14 protein-coding genes are annotated in these 17,219 nt (G+C 51.8%); 7 read left to right on the top strand and 7 right to left on the bottom strand.

Annotated features, from left to right (window positions below; translation table 11 throughout):
- Positions 1–14 precede the first annotated feature (14 nt).
- Entirely contained in the window at positions 15–377 is a 363-nt protein-coding gene (locus RIC19_RS10855; RefSeq protein WP_350178404.1) for a methylglyoxal synthase, read from the bottom strand.
- Between the two features lie 182 nt (positions 378–559).
- Between RIC19_RS10855 and RIC19_RS10850 the strand changes: the two genes are divergently transcribed.
- Together RIC19_RS10850 and RIC19_RS10845 are read left to right on the top strand one after the other, a co-directional pair.
- A complete protein-coding gene (locus RIC19_RS10850) occupies positions 560–1,411 on the top strand; it encodes a DUF2911 domain-containing protein (protein ID WP_350178339.1) in 852 nt (283 codons plus the stop codon).
- A gap of 109 nt (positions 1,412–1,520) precedes the next feature.
- Positions 1,521–2,810, top strand: coding sequence for a serine hydrolase domain-containing protein (locus RIC19_RS10845; protein ID WP_350178338.1), 1,290 nt, complete (start codon positions 1,521–1,523; stop codon positions 2,808–2,810).
- A 43-nt stretch (positions 2,811–2,853) separates the two neighbouring features.
- On the opposite strand, the gene RIC19_RS10840 is transcribed toward RIC19_RS10845, so the two are convergent.
- Positions 2,854–5,043 (bottom strand): sensor histidine kinase, encoded by a 2,190-nt coding sequence (locus RIC19_RS10840; protein WP_350178337.1) that lies wholly within the window; start codon positions 5,041–5,043, stop codon positions 2,854–2,856.
- A 798-nt stretch (positions 5,044–5,841) separates the two neighbouring features.
- Positions 5,842–6,660, bottom strand: coding sequence for an SDR family oxidoreductase (locus RIC19_RS10835; protein ID WP_350178336.1), 819 nt, complete (start codon positions 6,658–6,660; stop codon positions 5,842–5,844).
- A 72-nt stretch (positions 6,661–6,732) separates the two neighbouring features.
- On the opposite strand from RIC19_RS10835, the gene RIC19_RS10830 reads away from it, so the two are divergent.
- Positions 6,733–6,975, top strand: coding sequence for a hypothetical protein (locus tag RIC19_RS10830; RefSeq protein WP_350178335.1), 243 nt, complete (start codon positions 6,733–6,735; stop codon positions 6,973–6,975).
- Here RIC19_RS10830 and hutH read toward each other — a convergent pair.
- Positions 6,972–8,528 carry a histidine ammonia-lyase gene (hutH, locus tag RIC19_RS10825; protein WP_350178334.1) on the bottom strand — a complete coding sequence of 519 codons (1,557 nt, stop codon included), beginning with the start codon at positions 8,526–8,528 and terminating at the stop codon, positions 6,972–6,974. The two genes, RIC19_RS10830 and hutH, sit on opposite strands and share 4 nt — an antisense overlap.
- A 23-nt stretch (positions 8,529–8,551) precedes the next feature.
- On the bottom strand, positions 8,552–10,051 hold the full coding sequence (locus tag RIC19_RS10820) for a right-handed parallel beta-helix repeat-containing protein (protein WP_350178333.1): 1,500 nt from the start codon (positions 10,049–10,051) through the stop codon (positions 8,552–8,554).
- Between the two features lie 210 nt (positions 10,052–10,261).
- On the opposite strand from RIC19_RS10820, the gene RIC19_RS10815 reads away from it, so the two are divergent.
- From RIC19_RS10815 to RIC19_RS10805, 3 genes are read left to right on the top strand one after another with little or no spacing between them, the layout of a single operon-like run.
- On the top strand, positions 10,262–10,960 hold the full coding sequence (locus tag RIC19_RS10815; protein WP_350178332.1) for a glycosyltransferase family 2 protein: 699 nt from the start codon (positions 10,262–10,264) through the stop codon (positions 10,958–10,960).
- Positions 10,961–10,986: 26 nt separating this feature from the next.
- Entirely contained in the window at positions 10,987–12,579 is a 1,593-nt protein-coding gene (locus RIC19_RS10810; protein ID WP_350178331.1) for a cellulose synthase family protein, read from the top strand.
- 4 nt (positions 12,580–12,583) lie between these two features.
- Positions 12,584–13,942: an MptA/MptB family glycosyltransferase gene (locus RIC19_RS10805; RefSeq protein ID WP_350178330.1), complete on the top strand. Its 1,359-nt coding sequence runs from the start codon at positions 12,584–12,586 to the stop codon at positions 13,940–13,942.
- 21 nt (positions 13,943–13,963) lie between these two features.
- Here RIC19_RS10805 and RIC19_RS10800 read toward each other — a convergent pair whose 3' ends face one another.
- On the bottom strand, positions 13,964–14,284 hold the full coding sequence (locus RIC19_RS10800) for a rhodanese-like domain-containing protein (RefSeq protein WP_350178329.1): 321 nt from the start codon (positions 14,282–14,284) through the stop codon (positions 13,964–13,966).
- A gap of 555 nt (positions 14,285–14,839) precedes the next feature.
- On the opposite strand from RIC19_RS10800, the gene manA reads away from it, so the two are divergent.
- A complete protein-coding gene (manA, locus tag RIC19_RS10795) occupies positions 14,840–16,045 on the top strand; it encodes a mannose-6-phosphate isomerase, class I (RefSeq protein ID WP_350178328.1) in 1,206 nt (401 codons plus the stop codon).
- Here manA and RIC19_RS10790 read toward each other — a convergent pair.
- The gene (locus RIC19_RS10790) at positions 16,042–17,181 is read right to left on the bottom strand and encodes a S1C family serine protease (protein WP_350178327.1); all 1,140 of its coding nucleotides are present in this window, start codon (positions 17,179–17,181) and stop codon (positions 16,042–16,044) included. The two genes, manA and RIC19_RS10790, sit on opposite strands and share 4 nt — an antisense overlap.
- Positions 17,182–17,219 lie beyond the last annotated feature (38 nt).

Genomic DNA, 17,219 nt, shown 5'->3' with positions numbered 1-17,219 from the left:
GCAAAGGTTTAGTTTTACAAGGTTTGTACAAACCTGATTGCTGCGGCCTGATTGGTGGCCAACGGGATGTTATGGACATCGCACAAGCGCATCAGCATGCTCACATCTACTTCGTGCGGATGCTTGCCGAGGGGGTCCCGGAAAAAGATGACCATATCCACGTTGCCTTCCACCAGGCGGCTGGCAATTTGGGCATCGCCACCCATCGGGCCACTTTCCATACGATTGACCTCAAGACCGGCCCGCTCCAGGTGCGAGCCGGTGGTACCTGTGGCTATCAGGTCTATATTTTTTTGCTTAAAAAGCGTTGCGTGATCTTTGATGAAGGCAACCATTTCGGGCTTTTTGCCGTCGTGAGCGATAATAGCTATGGTCATACTCATGATTCTGACTAATTACATTTGGTGAACAAGCGATGGGAACGGAGCTGCGGTGCACTGGTTTTGATAAAGTAACTCTGACAAAACAACTAAGCAAGGTTCTCGTTGTTATTCGGTTGCATCGAAAATTATACTTTGGTGCACGAATTTTGATAATTCTAAACTTAAAACCAAGTAAAATGAAGAAACTATTAAGCTCACTTGTTGCTCTTGCTATTGTTGCCTTAATGACACCGCAGCTTATGGCCCAAATTCAGACCCCTGCCCCAAGCCCTTCTGCCGAAATTGAGCAGATGGTCGGACTGACGGATATTCAAATCAACTATTCCCGCCCGGGCGTGAAAGGCCGTACTGTTTTCGCGGAAGACGGTTTGGTCCCTTACGGTAAGGTATGGCGCTTTGGTGCGAATGCTGCAACCAAGTTTACGTTTGACAAAGACGTAGTGGTAGGTGGTAAGGAAATGGGCGCGGGCGAATACGCGGTCCTTTGCAAGCCAATGGCTAAAGAGTGGATGTTGATGTTCTACCCTTATGAGTCTGGAAGCTGGGGCAGCTATGTGGACAAAGATCCGGCTGCAACGGTCTCTGTGAAGCCGGAAAAAAGCCCGGTAATGGTAGAGCAGATGCGCTTTACTGTAGATAATATCACTATGACGGGTGCCGATATCGTCTTTGCCTGGGATAAGATTATGACTAAAATCCCGGTCAAAGTCCACACGGAAAAGCAGGTGGAAGCCTCCATCGAGTCTGTAATGGCTGGCCCAACGCCTAATGACTACTACGCAGCGGCTTCTTACTACCACGATATGGGCAAAGATCTGGATAAAGCGCTGGAGTGGGTCACGATCGCCACAGATGTGGAAAAGCCGGCCTTCTGGCAGGTGCGCCGCAAAGCCCTGATCCTTGGCGATATGGGTAAAAAAGCGGAGGCAATCAAGGCTGCTAAAATGTCAATGGAATTGGCGCAAAAAGCAGGCAACGAAGACTATGTACGCATGAACAAAGCGTCTATCGAAGAGTGGAGCAAGTAATCTTGTTTCCTTTTTAAGCTTAAGCGGGGCGGTTTTCCATTGGGGAGAGCCGCCCCGTTTAGTTTAAACCCTACGCCACCCCAAGAGTCTAAGTCGTAAAAAAAAGCCTATGCGCCTGATTTACACCCTTTTCCTGCTCAGCTTGCTAAATGCAGTTTCAGCCCAAGCGCTCTATTTCCCACCTACTGAGGGCGATGCATGGGCAACCCTCAGCCCCGACAGCCTCAACTGGTGCCCGGAGAAAGTCGACAGCCTGCTGGCCTTCGTGGAAAGCCGGGATACGAAAGCCTTCATCATACTCAAGGACGGAAAAATCTTGCTGGAACGGTATTTTGGTACCTTTCAGCAAGACTCACTCTGGTACTGGGCCTCCGCCGGCAAAAGCCTGATGGCTGCGGTCATCGGCCTGGCGCAGGAGGATGGCTACCTGAATATCAATGACCCTGTATCGGATTATATGGGCCTGGGCTGGACAGAATGCCCGCCGGATAAGGAAGCCCTCATCACCATCCATAATCAAATTACGATGACGACCGGGCTGGATGATTTGGTAGAAGATGACGCCACCAACAGCTGCTTTGAGCCGGCCTGCTTTCAGTACCTGGTGGATGCAGGCACGCGCTGGGCTTACCACAATTCGCCCTACCGCTACACCCAGGAGTTGGTGGAAACAGCGACAGGTGTGAACCTTACCTTATACACCCGCCTGCGCCTGGGCAATGCGATCGGTATGAAGGGGGGCTGGTTTGGCAATGTCTATTTCAGCAAGGCGAGGGATATGGCGCGCTTCGGGCTATTCATGCTGGCTGAAGGTAACTGGAATGGAACCCAGGTCCTGACCGATACGGCCTATTTCAACGCTATGATCACTCCTTCTCAGGACCTCAACCAAAGCTACGGGTACCTGTGGTGGCTTAACGGGCAGCCCTCCTTTATGCTGCCGGCCTCCCAATTGGTACTGAATGGGCCCTTAGTCCCGGATGCACCAGCCGATATGTACGCCGCCCTGGGCAAAAACGACCAGAAAATCTACGTGGTCCCCAGCAAAGGGCTGGTGGTAGTCCGGCAGGGCAATAATGCCGGTCCGGTCGCCGCCGCCGCTTCCTCCTTCGACAATCAGCTCTGGGCCCGTCTTACTGATATGGAATGCCTGACTGGCACGCAAGAGAGCTACCATACCCTACGGTGGTCGGTAGCGCCTAACCCTGTACGGGGGCAGTTGAAGGTCCGGGCAGCATTTTCGGTAAGCCGGCTACAACTTTTGAATGCCAATGGTCAGGTGGTTCGTACGGTGAACGGGCCAAACATGAACGTTGCGGATTTGTCAGCGGGTTTGTACTTCGTCAGCGTATGGTCGGAGGGGCAACTGATAGGCTCTGAGCGGGTGCTCATTCAGTAGGCTGAGCGCTTTTTTGGCGCATTTGCAGGGGTAAGTACCTTATCTATTTACCCTTCTTCGTTTCAATCAACTGGAGCGGCAGGTCAATTCTGAAAACTGAATATTTTTGCTCCTGGCTTTGGACACTGATTTTCCCACCCATTTCCTCTACAACCTTTTGGCAAATGGCCAGCCCCAGCCCGGAGCCTTCGTAGGAGGAATGATTGTGCAGCCGGGTAAACATCTGGAAAATCTTTTCGTGGAAAGTTTCCCCGATTCCGATGCCATTATCTTCTATAAAAATTGAGCAGATGTCCTCCCCGGTCGTACTACTGATGATCACGCGTGGCTGCTCCGATTCGTTGTACTTGATGCTATTCTCGATCAGGTTTTTGAAGAGGATAAACAGCTTGGAATAATTCCAGTTGATTCTAGGGAGGGTGGGCAAAATCATGACCAGGTAGTTCGGTTGTTCAAGGGAATCAAAAAGAGAAGTTTGCACCTCTTTAATCAAATCTCCGAGGTCAACAATGCTGCTTTTTTGTTCCCTGTAGCCCATTGAGAATTGGGCGTATTCGAGCATATCCTCAATCAGGTTGTTCAACCGCTTACCTCCCCGCAAAATGAACCCAAGGTATTCCCGGGCTTCGGGATCGGCATTGTCCCTCAGGCGGCGCTGCAGCAGGCCAGAGAATTTGATCATGTTATGCAGCGGCGTTTTCAGGTCGTGAGAAGCGACGTAGGCGAAGCGCTCCAGTTCGGTATTGCTCCTCAATAATTCCTGATTGGTTTTCGTTAGTTCTTTGTTGGTCTTTTCAATCTGGGCAGTCCGCTCGGCTATGATCTGACTGAGTGCTTCACTTTGCTGTTTTCTAATCTTGGATAAACGCACAAAGTAAGTAGTCAGGCCCCCTAAGAGCAAAATCCCCAGCAGGGACAGCAACCGTATGTTCCTGTCTTTAATGATCCGTAGTTTTTGTTTAAGGTTTTCGACTTCCAATAGCTGATTCTCTTCCGATGCGAGTTGCCAGCCCAGTTGGTTTTTGATCAGGGCTTCACTTTGTGTAAAGGTATATTGGTTGACCTTGTCACTGTAGGCTTTAAATTGAATGTGGGCTTCCAGCGCAGGTTTGTCCAGCCCTTGCTCCATCAGCGCCTCGAACTTCATTTGATAGGCATTGACCAGGTATTGATTGCTATTCGCTTTTGTGGCATAAGTGATCAGCTCTTGCAAGTATTGGTTGAGCCTGGGCCAGTCTTTTTTCAACAGGTAAAAACTGCATTTCGCATTCATGGCACCGAGGGCGATGACACTGACTTTCTGAGTAGAATCAAGCGTTGCCGTCAACTGCTCATAACAAACTTCAAAGGAATGACTTAGCGCTGGTAGTCGCCCTAATGAAGCATGGGCTCTGGTCTTTGCCACGACGGTATAGCAGTTGCGGGGGTCGTCTGCGGAATAAGAGGCCACCTTCTCCAGTATGCCGATGTAGTGCATGGCGGAGTCCGGCATGGATAGGTCAATGAAGTTTTTGATGAGAATGGAGTAGTAATAATTCGCAATCCCCTTGTCCTCCAGCTCCTTGAGGTAGGGATATGCCGCTCTCAGGGCTTCCAGTGACTCTTTGTAGTTGTAGGCTTTGGTAAAAAGCTGTGCCAGCTTGAACCGGCTGACAACCTGAACGGAAGGCTCAGGATAGAGCTGGGCAAGGCGCTGCAGCTTGTTCAGATAGTGATAAACGCTATCCAGGTCCATGGTATAAGTCAGGCAGATGTCAATCAGGGCACCCAGGTTGAAGCTGTTTTCAGCTGCAGCACTGGCAGAATAATAGCTCCGTTGTTCTGGTATTTTTAGCATGGCAATGCCTTTGGCCGAATTGCCCTGTGAGAAGTAAAACAGCCCCTGCATATTATAGGCTTTCACGAGGGCCGCCGTATCTTTTCGCTTCTGTGCAATCTTCAGGATCGGCTCTATATGGTGGGTAAAGTTAACAGAGTCCTGCAGGTAGCGGGCAGCCATGGCAGCCAGGAACCGGGCTTGTAATTCCAAACTATCTGCTTGCAACACTTCGAAGCCTGCCGCTGCTTGCTGAGCCAGGGTGATCTGTGTGGAAAAATCGCCCGATGCCCCCTGCGCCTGCTCCAACAGCTCAACCGAAGATTGATATAGACTATCCGTTTTTTCTTGTCCCCATGCCGTAGCCAATACCCCCATTAGCAGGCAGCATACAGCAAATAACCTAGATGCTTTCATCGCATTTAGTTAATAAGATCGATAAAGGTCCCCTGCATTGGGATATGTTAGTGTTGATCGACTAGGTAAGACGTTGCAGCCAACTGCAGTTAAGTATTGAAGGCGTACAAATGATAAGAGCGTGTTTGGAGGAGCGCTTCTGCTGATAACCACAACTCTTTGATTATCAACTATCGTTTGCTCTAAACATGCTCTAAAGCAGAAAAAAGGTGAGGAGGTTTTGCTTGTGTTTCATGAATGAAGGTAAGGGATAAAACCCAGCAATACAAGGTTTGTACCTTGTTTAACCATATTAGAGTGTGTTGGGACTTTGGTCTTCTATTCGAAAACTAGCAATTTTTTGCTTAGAGTAGGTGCGAAACCGAAGCTTAGCCTTAGATAAATAGCCTGTCCCGCAGTTTTTGCGAGAAGGATTTCCGGAGCGAAGCATAAGCAAACCTGCCTGCGTGTCGAACACTTTGGTCTCCGGTGGCCAAAGCCCACAGGCGACGAGACACAGGCAAAAAAGTGTCTCGTTCCAGGGAGCGGGACAGACCGATTACTAAGAGCTTGTTGGGGTTTTGCTTTTGGAGCGAACGCAGCCAAATTTTGTTCTGATCAAGGCGTGATACATTCAAGAATGGGATTAAAGGGGCCTATTCTTGAATCACATAGCCTTAGCTAAGTGACCGAAGAACAACGAAGAGCAGGACAAAATTTGGCAAGAGCAGCCCGAAGTGTAAAATCCCAACAAGCTCTAAAGTGCCAACACGTTCTTATAGCTGGGTAAAGCCGGACTTAGCAGTTTTACATCCGCTATCAAAAGGTCATTGGGTCCGGGTACAGAAAGGTATAGCCCAATAGGGCCTTCGCCCGCTCATTGCTGATGATTTTGTACGCCAACTCCTTATTCCCTTTGAAGGTGGGCGGCTCCAGCCCTTCTTTTTCCGCCTGAGCGGTATAAAAGGCGGCTCTTGTTGGATGCCCGTCAGCGACCACGTTGAGGGTATGCCCAAAGGCTTCCTGCTCAATCAGCGACTGTATGAGCCCAATGCAGTCGTCCAGGTGAACCAGGTTGACGGGGGCTTCTCCGTTGGGGATGTCTTTTTTGCCCGCCAGGAAGCGGCCGGGCTTTCGGCTGCCGCCCACCAGCCCGCCCATGCGTAAAACGGTGGATCGGGGCGCGCGCAGCAATTGTAAATACCGTTCGATCACCACCAGGGCCCGGCCGGAAGCAGTGGACGGGTTCAGGACTGCGCTTTCGTCCAGGGTGGTATTGTCATTGCCATACACGCCCGTGGAACTAACGAAAACCAGCTCAGGCACTTCCATCCGCATCGCCATTTCCACAATAGCTTTGACCTTCCGGGGGTACGTTTCTTCCACATCGGGATCGCGCCGCCCACCGGGGGGGATGTTCACAAAAAGCAAGTCGGTTTGGAAGAAGTCGCGCAGGTTGTCGCCTTCCAGGTTGTCGCCGACTTTGATTAGAAAGGGGGTGATGCCGGCTTCGGTCAGCGTAGGGAGTTTGTCGGTTGTGGTGGTGGAGCCTTTTACGGTGTAGCCCGCCTGCGCCAGTGTTTGGCCGAGTGGGAGCCCCAGCCAGCCACAGCCTAATATGGATATCGTTTGTATCAAAGTTTTATCGTTTTGGGTATGCAACAATTCAGCTTCCGAAAAGCTTATTGAAGTAGTCAAAACTTGACGAAAATGAATAACTACCAAACCATCAGCTGTGATTTTTACGACGAACTGGAAGCCCGCGCCACGCTTCGGCGCTCCTGCCGTATTGTGTTTCGGGATGCTTCCGGTCAGGATCAAAGTGTGGAGGCCCTTATCAAAGACCTGTACATCCGCAGCAAGGTGGAGTACATGTTGCTCAGCACTGGTTTGGAAATCCGTCTCGATCGCTTGGTCTCTGTGGATGGGAAGCTGCTACCGCAAGCTTGCTAACAGTGCTCAAATGCTGAGTCAAACTCAGTGCCAATATCCTGGCTGCTTTGCTTCACCACCTCAATCAGCGCGCGCTCCCGAACCAGCTCCGCCCCTTTATCCAGATCGGTAGCGAACACCCGGTCCTTGTCTGCAAATGCAATCTCTTCCCGTACCCGGGCGTGCAGGTTTTCCATCAGCGGGCTCGACTTTAGTGGCCGGCGGAAGTCGAAAGCCTGAGCTGCGCACACGAGTTCGATCCCCAGTATCCGCTCCAGATTGCCCACGACCTGTAGTGCTTTGCGGCCGGAAATGGAGCCCATACTCACATGGTCTTCCTGCCCCAGTGAAGTCGAAATACTGTCAGCACTGGCCGGGAAGCACAGGCTCTTGTTCTCGCTCGCCAGGGCAGCAGCGGTATATTGCAGGATCATAAACCCGGAATTGGTCCCGGTCTCTTCCATCAGCAATTTGGGTACAGCACCATCTATGCCCGTAAGCGAAAGATAGCAGCGCCGGTCGGAAACATTGCCGACTTCCGAGGCCGCCAGGCAGGCATAGTCCAGCGGTAGGGCCATCGGTTGCCCGTGGAAATTGCCCCCGCTGATCGAGAGCTCTTCATTCACGATGATCGGATTGTCTGTGACGGAGTTGAGCTCAATTTCCAGGGTTTCCCGGAGGTGCAGCCAGGCGTTACGCGAAGCGCCATGCACCTGAGGGATGCAGCGCAGGGAGTAAGGGTCCTGCACCCGGTCGCAATGGCTGTGGGAGTTGAGGATTTCGGAGCCTTTTAGTAGCGCCCGGATGCGTGCAGCCACATGTTGGTTGCCTTTGTAGGGGCGCATTTGGTGCAGTTCCGGATGGAAGGGCGCAACGGAACCCAACAGCCCTTCAATCATCATTCCCCCAATAAGGTCGGCCTGACTCAGGCAGGCTTGCAGGCGGTCGGTTACCTCCACTCCAAAAGCGGCGATGAACTGTGTACCGTTGATCAGGGCGAGGCCTTCCTTGGGCTGTAGTTGCAGGGGGGACAGGCCTTCTTTTTGCAGCATCTCTGGCGTAGGCACTACCTGTCCTTTGTAGTGCACCTGCCCCAGCCCGATGAGCGGCAAAAACAGGTGGGAAAGCGGTGCCAGGTCGCCCGAAGCCCCCACGGATCCCTGTTTGGGCACCACCGGGATAATGTCCTGCTCAATATGCCAGAGGATGCGATCGAGGGTAGGCAGGGAAATGCCCGAAAACCCCTGCGCCAGTGCATGCACTTTGAGGATGAGCATGAGCTTGGCCGTTTGTTGGGGAATGGGGGAGCCTACACCCACGCTGTGGCTCATGAGCAGATTGTGCTGTAGCTGTGCGGTGTCGTCCGGTGATATTTTGGTGCTGCACAGGGGGCCGAAGCCAGTGTTGATCCCATAGACCGCGTCCCTGCCTTTTGCAAAATTGCGGACGATCTGAGCCGAAGCCGCTACCTTTTCCCGCTGAGCCCGGTCCAATTCCCCGGCTTCATGCTGCCGACTGATACTGAGCGCCAGCCCGGCAGTGAGATGATGCTTTCCGTATAAAAATGGTGACATGGTCTGGGCTTGAATTTTTGGTTTTAGTATTGGTACTCAAAACAGCCGATATCAGGGGCAACGGGGTCCCGCTCATTGCCCGTGAGATCAGTGGTGATGCCGGGCAGGGGGCGGGCCATGCCTTCCGCAATGGACAGGCTATCCAGCAGGTAAACATCGCCATTAGGATCGGCAAAAAGGGTGTCTGTCCGCTCCCCGTTGATGCAGTTGATACAGGCATCAGATTCCAGGAAGTTGGCGTAGAGCCCCTCCTGCTGTTCGAGCAGTTGGTCGACTTTGACAATACAGTTCTCAAACTGGACTTGAAAGAGCTGTGGCGCACTGCCACCACTCACATCGGCAAATCGTAGCTCGTCCCGGCTCGTCCCAAAGAAAATGCAGTTACGGAAGTTGGCCCGGATGCGGTAGTCGTTCCGTACCTGACAGGTGAAAGGGCTGTCGTAGCAGAAGAAGTTGGAGAGCGAAAGTGCCGAGGCATCCACTCCGTAGCTGGCCACGGTGCAGTAGTCAAAATTGTAATCGCCCCCGTTGACGAGCTGCACGGAGTTGGCAAAGTTGTTGTAAACCAGACAGTTCTCCAGGTCAATGCTGCTGTGAAAGCCAATGATGCCACTGCTATTGGTATTATAAAAGCGGGAGTTCTGAGCGCTAAGCTCCCCTAGAGAGTCCACATAGACCCCGAAAATGGCGTTTTTGACCGAAGTATAACGCATCGTATTGCCCCTGGAGCCCCGGCCGATGATAATACCCTGCCATTGACCGGGCTCTTCCCGGAAACCTTCTTCCAGCCGGTCGCCCTGCACCACTATAGAGTCCTCGGGCGTACCGTTGAAGTGGACCCGACCATTGGCCAGCGTGTAGATGATGCCGTCGTTGAAGGTGCCGAAGAGGTCATTTTGGGCAATGCCCCCGTGCACGTAAATGCGCGTGCCGGCTGCCACCTCAAGGGCACAACTATCAATAAGGATCTGTCCGTAGATGACGTAGGGCTTCGGGTCATCCCAAACGATGGTTTGGTTATCGCAGGTGAGCAGGGTAGGAACGCCCCGGTTGAACCGGCTGGGGAAGTAGTTGGCATTTTGCCCCCAGGCTTCCAGCAAGACACTGCTGCGTTGCTCGCCTGTCTCAAAAACAACCTGATCTTCAATAACAAATGGGCTGATGGAAAGGGGCGCATCGGGGTCAACCGTCACTTCCACAAAGACGTAGATGCTGTCGTTGCCCCAAATTTCCACTTGCTCAACGCGCTCCCCTGCGGTGCCGTTGACATTCATACGAAACTTGCCGCTTTCGTTACCGGTGAGGGCTACCGCGTCAATCAGCACCGGCTGTTCACCGCGGTTGTACACCTTGAAGGAACGGGTAGCAGAGCCAAGTTCCGTGAATACGGTGTCGAAGCGCAGGGTGTCTACAGAAAATTCCAGCTCGAAATCGCCCCCGGTGAGAAAGTCGCCTTCGTTGTCGCAGGAAAAGAAAGCCAGGCTCAGGCATAAACCAAGTACGATGTAGGGCATATTCTTCATAGATAGCAGGTATTCATTTGAGATTGCCCCGTTATAACGGAGCAATCCATGATTTCTGTACAATGGCCCAAAAATAGAGAAATGTTGCTGGTTTTTAGCACCCGGTTGGGTATTCCGAAATCCAAGCAAGTGTCAAGCTATGAAATGTTGCAGGAAGGACAGTTAAGTTGATAATATTTGCTGTACCTTTGCCGCAAATCAGGGTGAATATTGAGCAAACCGGTCATCGACGTCATCATTCCTGCTTTCAATGAGGAAGACTCCATTGGGAAAGTACTTGAGGATATTCCTGCCGAATGGGTGCGGGAAGTAATCGTTTGCAATAATGGCAGTACAGACCAAACGGCTGCCGTTGCTACTGCTGCAGGAGCTACGGTATTACCACAGCCGAAGAAAGGGTACGGCAATGCCTGCCTTAAGGGGATGCAACATATTGCCAGCCGCTCTCAACAAGAGCAGCCTGATATTGTTGTCTTTCTCGATGCGGATTACTCTGATCACCCTGAAGAACTGCCAAAAGTAGTGCAGCCTATTATCGAATCAAACTATGACCTGGTGATCGGTTCCAGGGCTTTGGGAGACCTGCAGCCCGGAGCCATGCAGCCGCAGCAGATATTCGGCAACTGGCTGGCCACTACACTCATCCGATTGATTTACAACTATCGATTTACCGATTTAGGCCCTTTCCGAGCAGTCAAATATGCCAGTCTGTTAGAGCTGGATATGCAGGACCCTAACTTTGGGTGGACTGTAGAGATGCAGGTGAAAGCTGCAAAACTGCAAATGAAAACGACGGAAGTCCCCGTGCAATACCGCCGGCGCATTGGGGTGTCAAAGGTTTCTGGCACCATCAAAGGGAGTATCCTGGCGGGCCATAAAATCCTTTGGACGATTTTCAAACTGATTTAATCAACTGTGAACTTAAAGTCTTGGGCATGATATCCATACTCGCCTATTCGGTCTTAGCCGTTTATACTATCGCATTGTTTTACATTACGGTGTACTGTGTCATGCAGTTCAACCTTCTTTACCATTACAAAAAATACCAAAAGACGGAAGCGGAACAGCAACCTGCCGAACTCGAGCCGCTCACGGTCAGTCAAAATGGTGAGCTGAAACGGGCGAGTAGGGCAAAGCATGCCGAAGATAAAGGGGGCACCCTCGTCCTGGCTGAAGCGGCAGAGGATTCCTGGCCCTTCGTCACCATACAATTGCCCATTTATAACGAGCTCTATGTTATCGAGCGCCTGATTGATAGCGTTGCTGCCTTTGATTATCCCAAAGACCGTTTCGAAATCCATATCCTCGACGACTCAACGGATGAAACTATTGAGGTGGTGCGCAAAAAAGTAGAGGCGGTGCGTGCCAAAGGGTATAACATCCGGCAAATACAACGGGAGAAGCGGCAGGGCTTCAAAGCAGGGGCGCTGCGGGACGGTATGGCTTATGCGCAGGGCGAGTTCATTGCTATTTTTGATGCTGACTTTTTGCCCCGTCCGGACTTTCTGCAAAAGACCATCCCGAATTTCCAGGACCCCGAGGTGGGCGTTGTCCAAACCCGGTGGGAGCACATCAATCAGGATTATTCACTCATTACGCGCCTGCAGGCACTGCAGCTTAATGTGCACTTTACCGTAGAGCAGGTCGGGCGTATGTCCGGAGATTACCTCCTGCAGTTCAATGGCACAGCAGGCGTCTGGCGCCGGGAAACCATAGAGGATGCCGGTGGCTGGGAAGCCGATACCCTAACGGAAGACCTCGACCTCAGCATACGGGCACAAATGAATGGCTGGCGGATTCATTACCTGGAGCATATCGGCTCACCGGCAGAGCTCCCGGTAGAAATGAACAGTCTGAAGTCTCAGCAATTCCGCTGGATGAAAGGTGGTGCGGAAACAGCTAAAAAAATGCTCCCTACCGTCTGGCGTTCGGAAGACCTCACGCTCAACCAGAAAATTCACGCAACGAGCCACCTGCTGGCCAGTTCCATCTTCGTCTTTGTTTTCATCACGGGCCTTTCCAGCGTACCCTTATTGTTCCTGCTTGGCGACCTGATCGAGCTGGGCTTCAACAAGAACTTTTTTGCCTACTTCCTGGTGGGGCTACTCTCTATTATCGGCATTTATTATGTGGCTAATGTACAGGCCCCGGTACATAAGGAGCCCTTTGGCAAGGCGCTGTTTAAGTTTGTTTTCTTGTTCCCGCTGTTCCTTGCATTGTCAATGGGCCTTTCTCTTCACAATACAGTGGCGGTGCTTCAGGGCTTCCGCGGAAAGAAGTCGCCTTTTGTGCGTACTCCTAAGTTCAATATCAAGACGATGCGCGACAGCTTCCGCAAGCACAAGTACCTGAGCAGGAAAATCACCTGGACTACAGTGCTCGAAGGTTTGCTGGCCCTTTACTTTGCGGGCGCGGTGGTTGGCGGGCTGTATATCCAAAACACGACCTTTTTGGTGTTCCACTTCATGCTGGCACTGGGGTATGGCGCGATCTTTTACTTCACCCTGCGCCACCTGAGTATAAAGTAAGCTTATGGCGGAGCGAACGCAGTTTTGGCTTGGCAGCGGGCTGTTACTGCTATCGGTTGCAGCACTGGCGTATGGCCCCGGGCAGGCTGATTTTGCTTGGATTGCCGGATTGTACCTACCTGCATTTTTGGCGTACTTATGGCTCTGTACAGGCACGGTGTCCCAACAAGCTCTAAAATTCTACCTGGTATTGGCTGTGGGGGTTCGGGCCCTGATTCTGCCGGCCATGCCGCAGCTTTCCGACGATGTGTACCGTTTTATCTGGGACGGTCGCCTGCTCCTCAACGGGATTAACCCCTTTGAGCACCTGCCTGCTTACTATCAGGCATTGGCTGACCCGCCCGCCGGGCTGACCGATGGGTTGTTTCAAAAGCTCAATTCTCCGGAATACTTTACGATATATCCGCCGGTGGCACAGGCGGTCTTTGGCATTTCCTGCTGGCTGGCGCCCAACAGCATTTATGGTAGTACCTTGCTGATGAAAGGTTTCCTGCTCCTGACGGATATAGGTACAGTTTTGCTCCTGCCAAGGCTGCTGAAAGCTTTGGGGCAGCCACCGCAGCTGGCCTGCTGGTATCTGCTTAACCCCCTGATCATTGTAGAAACCACCGGGAATTTGCACTTTGAGGGGGCTATGGTTTTCTTCCTGGTGCTCAGCTTTTGGTGGCTGCACCGGAAAAAATGGGCGCTCAGTGCAGTCGCTATGGCTCTGGCGGTAGCCACTAAGCTGCTACCCCTGCTGTTTCTGATGTTCTTCATTCGCCGATTGGGCTGGAGGCGCAGCATTTACTACTTTGGAATGATGGGGCTGGCGCTCCTGCTGTTATTTGCGCCCCTGTTGAGCGAGGCTTTCCTGAAGGGCTTTGGGAGTAGCCTCGATCTTTACTTCCGGCGCTTCGAATTCAACGGCAGCGTGTACTACCTCCTGCGCTGGATCGGTTATCAGTGGACGGGCTACAATCAGATTGCCATCATCGGCCCTTTGCTGGCGGCGGGCACTTTTCTGGGCGTTGTATTGCTGGCGATATGGGATGCCTGGCTCGGCAGGTGCTCCAAAACCGCGCTGACCTCGCGCCTGCCGGCGCTTTGCCTGGCGGCTATTGTGCTCTACCTGGCCTTTACACCTACGGTGCACCCGTGGTATGTGGCTTTGCCCATATTGCTCTGCACGTTTACGCCCTATCGCTTCCCAGTGGTATGGTCCATCCTCATAGTACTGACCTATGCCAATTATTCAGGTGGCGCCTATCACGAATACCTGGGGCTGGTTGCGCTTGAGTATCTGGTAGTCGCCGGGTACGCACTTTGGGAGTGGCGGCAACAAAAAAAGCGGAGCAAGGCTGTGCCTCTCTCCGCTCTTTGATGATGCTTTCCGCTTCGCTGCTTATTTGGCGAGCAATTGCTTGACTTGGCCTACGCTTCCGGCATTATAAGCCTCAATACCTTTCTCATTCAATATCTGAGCCGCTATACCGCTGCGGTTACCTGAACGGCAGTAGGCAACCACCGGCTTGCCTTGTTGCTTGAGCTTGCCAATATGGTGTTGCAATTCCTGTAAAGGAATGTTTTGTGCACCTGCTGCCGCACCGCTGTTGAATTCAGCAGGGGTGCGTACATCAATTAGCAAAGCACCCTGGTTCAGTAAAGCTTTTACATCCACAGCATCTGTGCTGCCTCCGAATATCTGATTGAATACTCCAAACATGGTCTGTTGTTTTTTTTACAAAGATGCGGGTGCACAGGCTCCCGGTCAGTGATGCCGGTCACAACGCTGTAAAAACACAGAAAGCCCCCGAAGGAGCTGACTGCTTGTTTTGCCGCGCTAAATGTTTGGGCAAGAGGTTGTTCAAAGCAAGGGTAGAATCGTTATCCCCCCAAAGAGAAATATCCGGGACTTGGTTATGTACCCGGGCAAGCTAGTAAGCAGTCTTAGTTGTTGTGGTTTGTCTAGAAAGAAAAAAGAATTGAGACAGGATTTACAGGTCTAATGCCTGTTATCTCGTTCAAGCAAATTTCGTGGAATCAAAAGTCTAAATCAAGTGTGTTGCATTTCTTAGCCTTTGTTTTAGGTTTAAAAACCTGTAATTCAGTTTGTTGAGTTTTTTATTTTTTTATTTTTTTAGCGATTTGACTATTAATCGTGTCACAAAGGAATCATTTCAGGAGTATTTTATTGTAGTTTTTTGATGTTTTCGGGTAAGGGGACAAACCGGCGGAGTTCTTATCTTCGCATAATGTCTAATAAGAAAAAACACTTTTGATGAAGACAGACCAACACCTGCTTCCCTTGAAGGGAGTTGTTCAACACTACGCCTGGGGCGGCTATGCTTACATCCCTAATCTGATCCGGCAGGAGAATCCTGACCTGGAACCTTTCGCTGAATTATGGATGGGAACGCATGACCGTGGGCCTGCAGTTTTGAAGAGTCAGGCCGGAGCCATCTTGTTGAAGGATTGGCTGTCACAAACGCCCGAAGCCCTCGGCGCTTCCCAGGCACGTTTTGGGGCCGAGCTGCCTTTTTTATTCAAGGTGTTGGACGTGCGTGAGATGTTATCGATTCAGTCTCACCCCACCAAAGCGCAGGCTATTAAGGGCTTTGCTGCGGAAAATGAAGCCGGAGTGCCGCTCTCAGCCCCTCACCGCAATTTTAAAGATGACAATCACAAGCCTGAAGTCATGGTTGCACTGACTGATTTCTGGCTGCTGCATGGGTTCAGGCCCGAGCCTGAGATCAATGCCGTACTTCAGTCCGAACCCGCCTTCGCGCCACTAATTGAACACTTTAAGGCAGGTGGGATTTACGGTTTGTACAAAACAATAATGGAGTGGCCGCAAGCACAAATAGATGAGGTACTGCACCCGCTCCGGGAGCGGGTACTGCCAGCTAAGCTTACGGATAAGTCCAGCCCTGACTTCTGGGCGAAACGAGCTTTCGAACAGTACAGCGGGACTCAGGAAGCAAATTATGACCGGGGTATATTTTCCATATACCTGTTCAACCTGGTATACATACCCCCTGGGAAGGGTATTTTTCAGGGAGCGGGCATCCCACATGCCTACCTGGAGGGCGTCAATGTGGAACTGATGGCGAACTCGGATAATGTCTTCAGGGGCGGGCTAACAGTCAAGCACGTGGATGTACCCATGCTGCTCAGCCATTTAAACTTTGATGCGGTAGTACCCAATATCCTGGAAGGAGAGCCGGTCAATGGCTTCGAATTCAGGTACCCAACGCCGGCTGAGGACTTTCAGCTGAACCGCATACAACTGCAGGAAGGGGACGAGTACCAGCCGGAACCCCCCAAAACAGCAGCAATTGCTTTGGTGCTGGAAGGCGTGGTCCGTTCAGACCGCGGTAGGGTATTCCGTAAAGGCGAGGCTTTTTTCCTACCTGCGGGAATTACGTACACGCTTACTGCGGAGGAAGATGCCACCTTGTTCAAAGCCCTCGTGCCTGTTGATTAGCGGTTGGCAGCTTCCGACAGGCTTTGCAGCCTGACATTATCTCTTCGGAACTTCTGCCCATTGCGGTAAAACTCCAGGCTGATTTTATCGCCAGGGCGGAAAAGCGCAATTTGCTCCTGCAGTTCCGGCACAGAATTGGTTTTTACATTATTGATGCTGATGACCACATCACCTTCCCGCAGCCCTGCTTCGGCAGCGCTGCTGCCTTTGCTAACGTTATTGATGTAAACGCCCGCCACACCCGGCAGCACCTGCTGCTGAGCAATCTCGCCGGTGACCTCCGCAATGCCTACACCAAGTATAGCCCGCTGTACTTCCCCGAATTCGCGAATATCCCGCACTACTTTTCGGACAAGATTGGAGGGGATGGCGAAGGAGTACCCTTCGTACCCGCCCGATTCGCTGATAATGGCGGTATTGATCCCGATCAGCTCTCCCTGTTCGTTGACCAAAGCACCGCCACTATTGCCTGGGTTGACCACGGCATCGGTCTGAATGAAGGATTCTATGCTGTAGGAGCCCCTGAGGATATTGATGTTACGGGCCTTGGCGCTTACGATCCCAGCCGTCACTGTAGAAGAGAGGTTGAAAGGGTTGCCCACGGCGAGCACCCACTGCCCGACTTCTACCTGATCCGAGTCCCCGTAGAGGACCGGCTTCAGTCCGCGTGCGTCCACCTTCAGCAAAGCGAGGTCAGTGGTAGGGTCGGACCCGATCAGTTCTGCTTCGAGTTTCCGCTTGTCATACATCGTAACTTCGTAGGTGGCGCCGTCTTCAATGACATGGTGGTTGGTGATGATATAACCATCTTTGGCAATGATGACCCCCGAGCCCGAAGACACCCGGTACCCGCTGGCACTGAGGGTGTTGATGTTGACCACAGCCGATGTAACGAGTTTCGAGGTATTGATAAAATTGTCAATCGGGCCCTCTGCCCACGCGCCCGGGCGCTGGTTGAAAGGAGCGTTTTCTGCCACCAAATTTTGGGCGGGCTCCTGACTGGTTAATACCGGTTGTGCTACGGAAGTGGCATTGGCTGTGGGCAGCGCCGGATCATAATAATAATGCTGCATCAGCACGAAAGTACAGGCAGTGCTGATTACTGCTACTAGAATGTTTTGAAGTACAGATTTCATAAGGCTGCTTTTTCGCTCCCTGTTTTTGGGTTTGAGTG

The sequence above is a fragment of the Phaeodactylibacter sp. genome, from assembly GCF_040219495.1.
Lineage (GTDB): Bacteria > Bacteroidota > Bacteroidia > Chitinophagales > Saprospiraceae > Phaeodactylibacter.
The sequence above is the reverse complement of the archived record's forward strand: the minus strand, read 5'-3'. Positions and strand labels throughout refer to the sequence as shown.

Excerpts from the sequence above, each read along its gene's own strand:
- RIC19_RS10855 (WP_350178404.1), bottom strand. The coding sequence starts at position 377 with ATGACCATAGCTATTATCGCTCACGACGGCAAAAAGCCCGAAATGGTT.
- RIC19_RS10850 (WP_350178339.1), top strand. The coding sequence starts at position 560 with ATGAAGAAACTATTAAGCTCACTTGTTGCTCTTGCTATTGTTGCCTTA.
- RIC19_RS10845 (WP_350178338.1), top strand. The coding sequence starts at position 1,521 with ATGCGCCTGATTTACACCCTTTTCCTGCTCAGCTTGCTAAATGCAGTT.
- RIC19_RS10840 (WP_350178337.1), bottom strand. The coding sequence starts at position 5,043 with ATGAAAGCATCTAGGTTATTTGCTGTATGCTGCCTGCTAATGGGGGTA.
- RIC19_RS10830 (WP_350178335.1), top strand. The coding sequence starts at position 6,733 with ATGAATAACTACCAAACCATCAGCTGTGATTTTTACGACGAACTGGAA.
- hutH (WP_350178334.1), bottom strand. The coding sequence starts at position 8,528 with ATGTCACCATTTTTATACGGAAAGCATCATCTCACTGCCGGGCTGGCG.
- RIC19_RS10820 (WP_350178333.1), bottom strand. The coding sequence starts at position 10,051 with ATGAAGAATATGCCCTACATCGTACTTGGTTTATGCCTGAGCCTGGCT.
- RIC19_RS10810 (WP_350178331.1), top strand. The coding sequence starts at position 10,987 with ATGATATCCATACTCGCCTATTCGGTCTTAGCCGTTTATACTATCGCA.
- RIC19_RS10805 (WP_350178330.1), top strand. The coding sequence starts at position 12,584 with ATGGCGGAGCGAACGCAGTTTTGGCTTGGCAGCGGGCTGTTACTGCTA.
- RIC19_RS10800 (WP_350178329.1), bottom strand. The coding sequence starts at position 14,284 with ATGTTTGGAGTATTCAATCAGATATTCGGAGGCAGCACAGATGCTGTG.
- manA (WP_350178328.1), top strand. The coding sequence starts at position 14,840 with ATGAAGACAGACCAACACCTGCTTCCCTTGAAGGGAGTTGTTCAACAC.
- RIC19_RS10790 (WP_350178327.1), bottom strand. The coding sequence starts at position 17,181 with ATGAAATCTGTACTTCAAAACATTCTAGTAGCAGTAATCAGCACTGCC.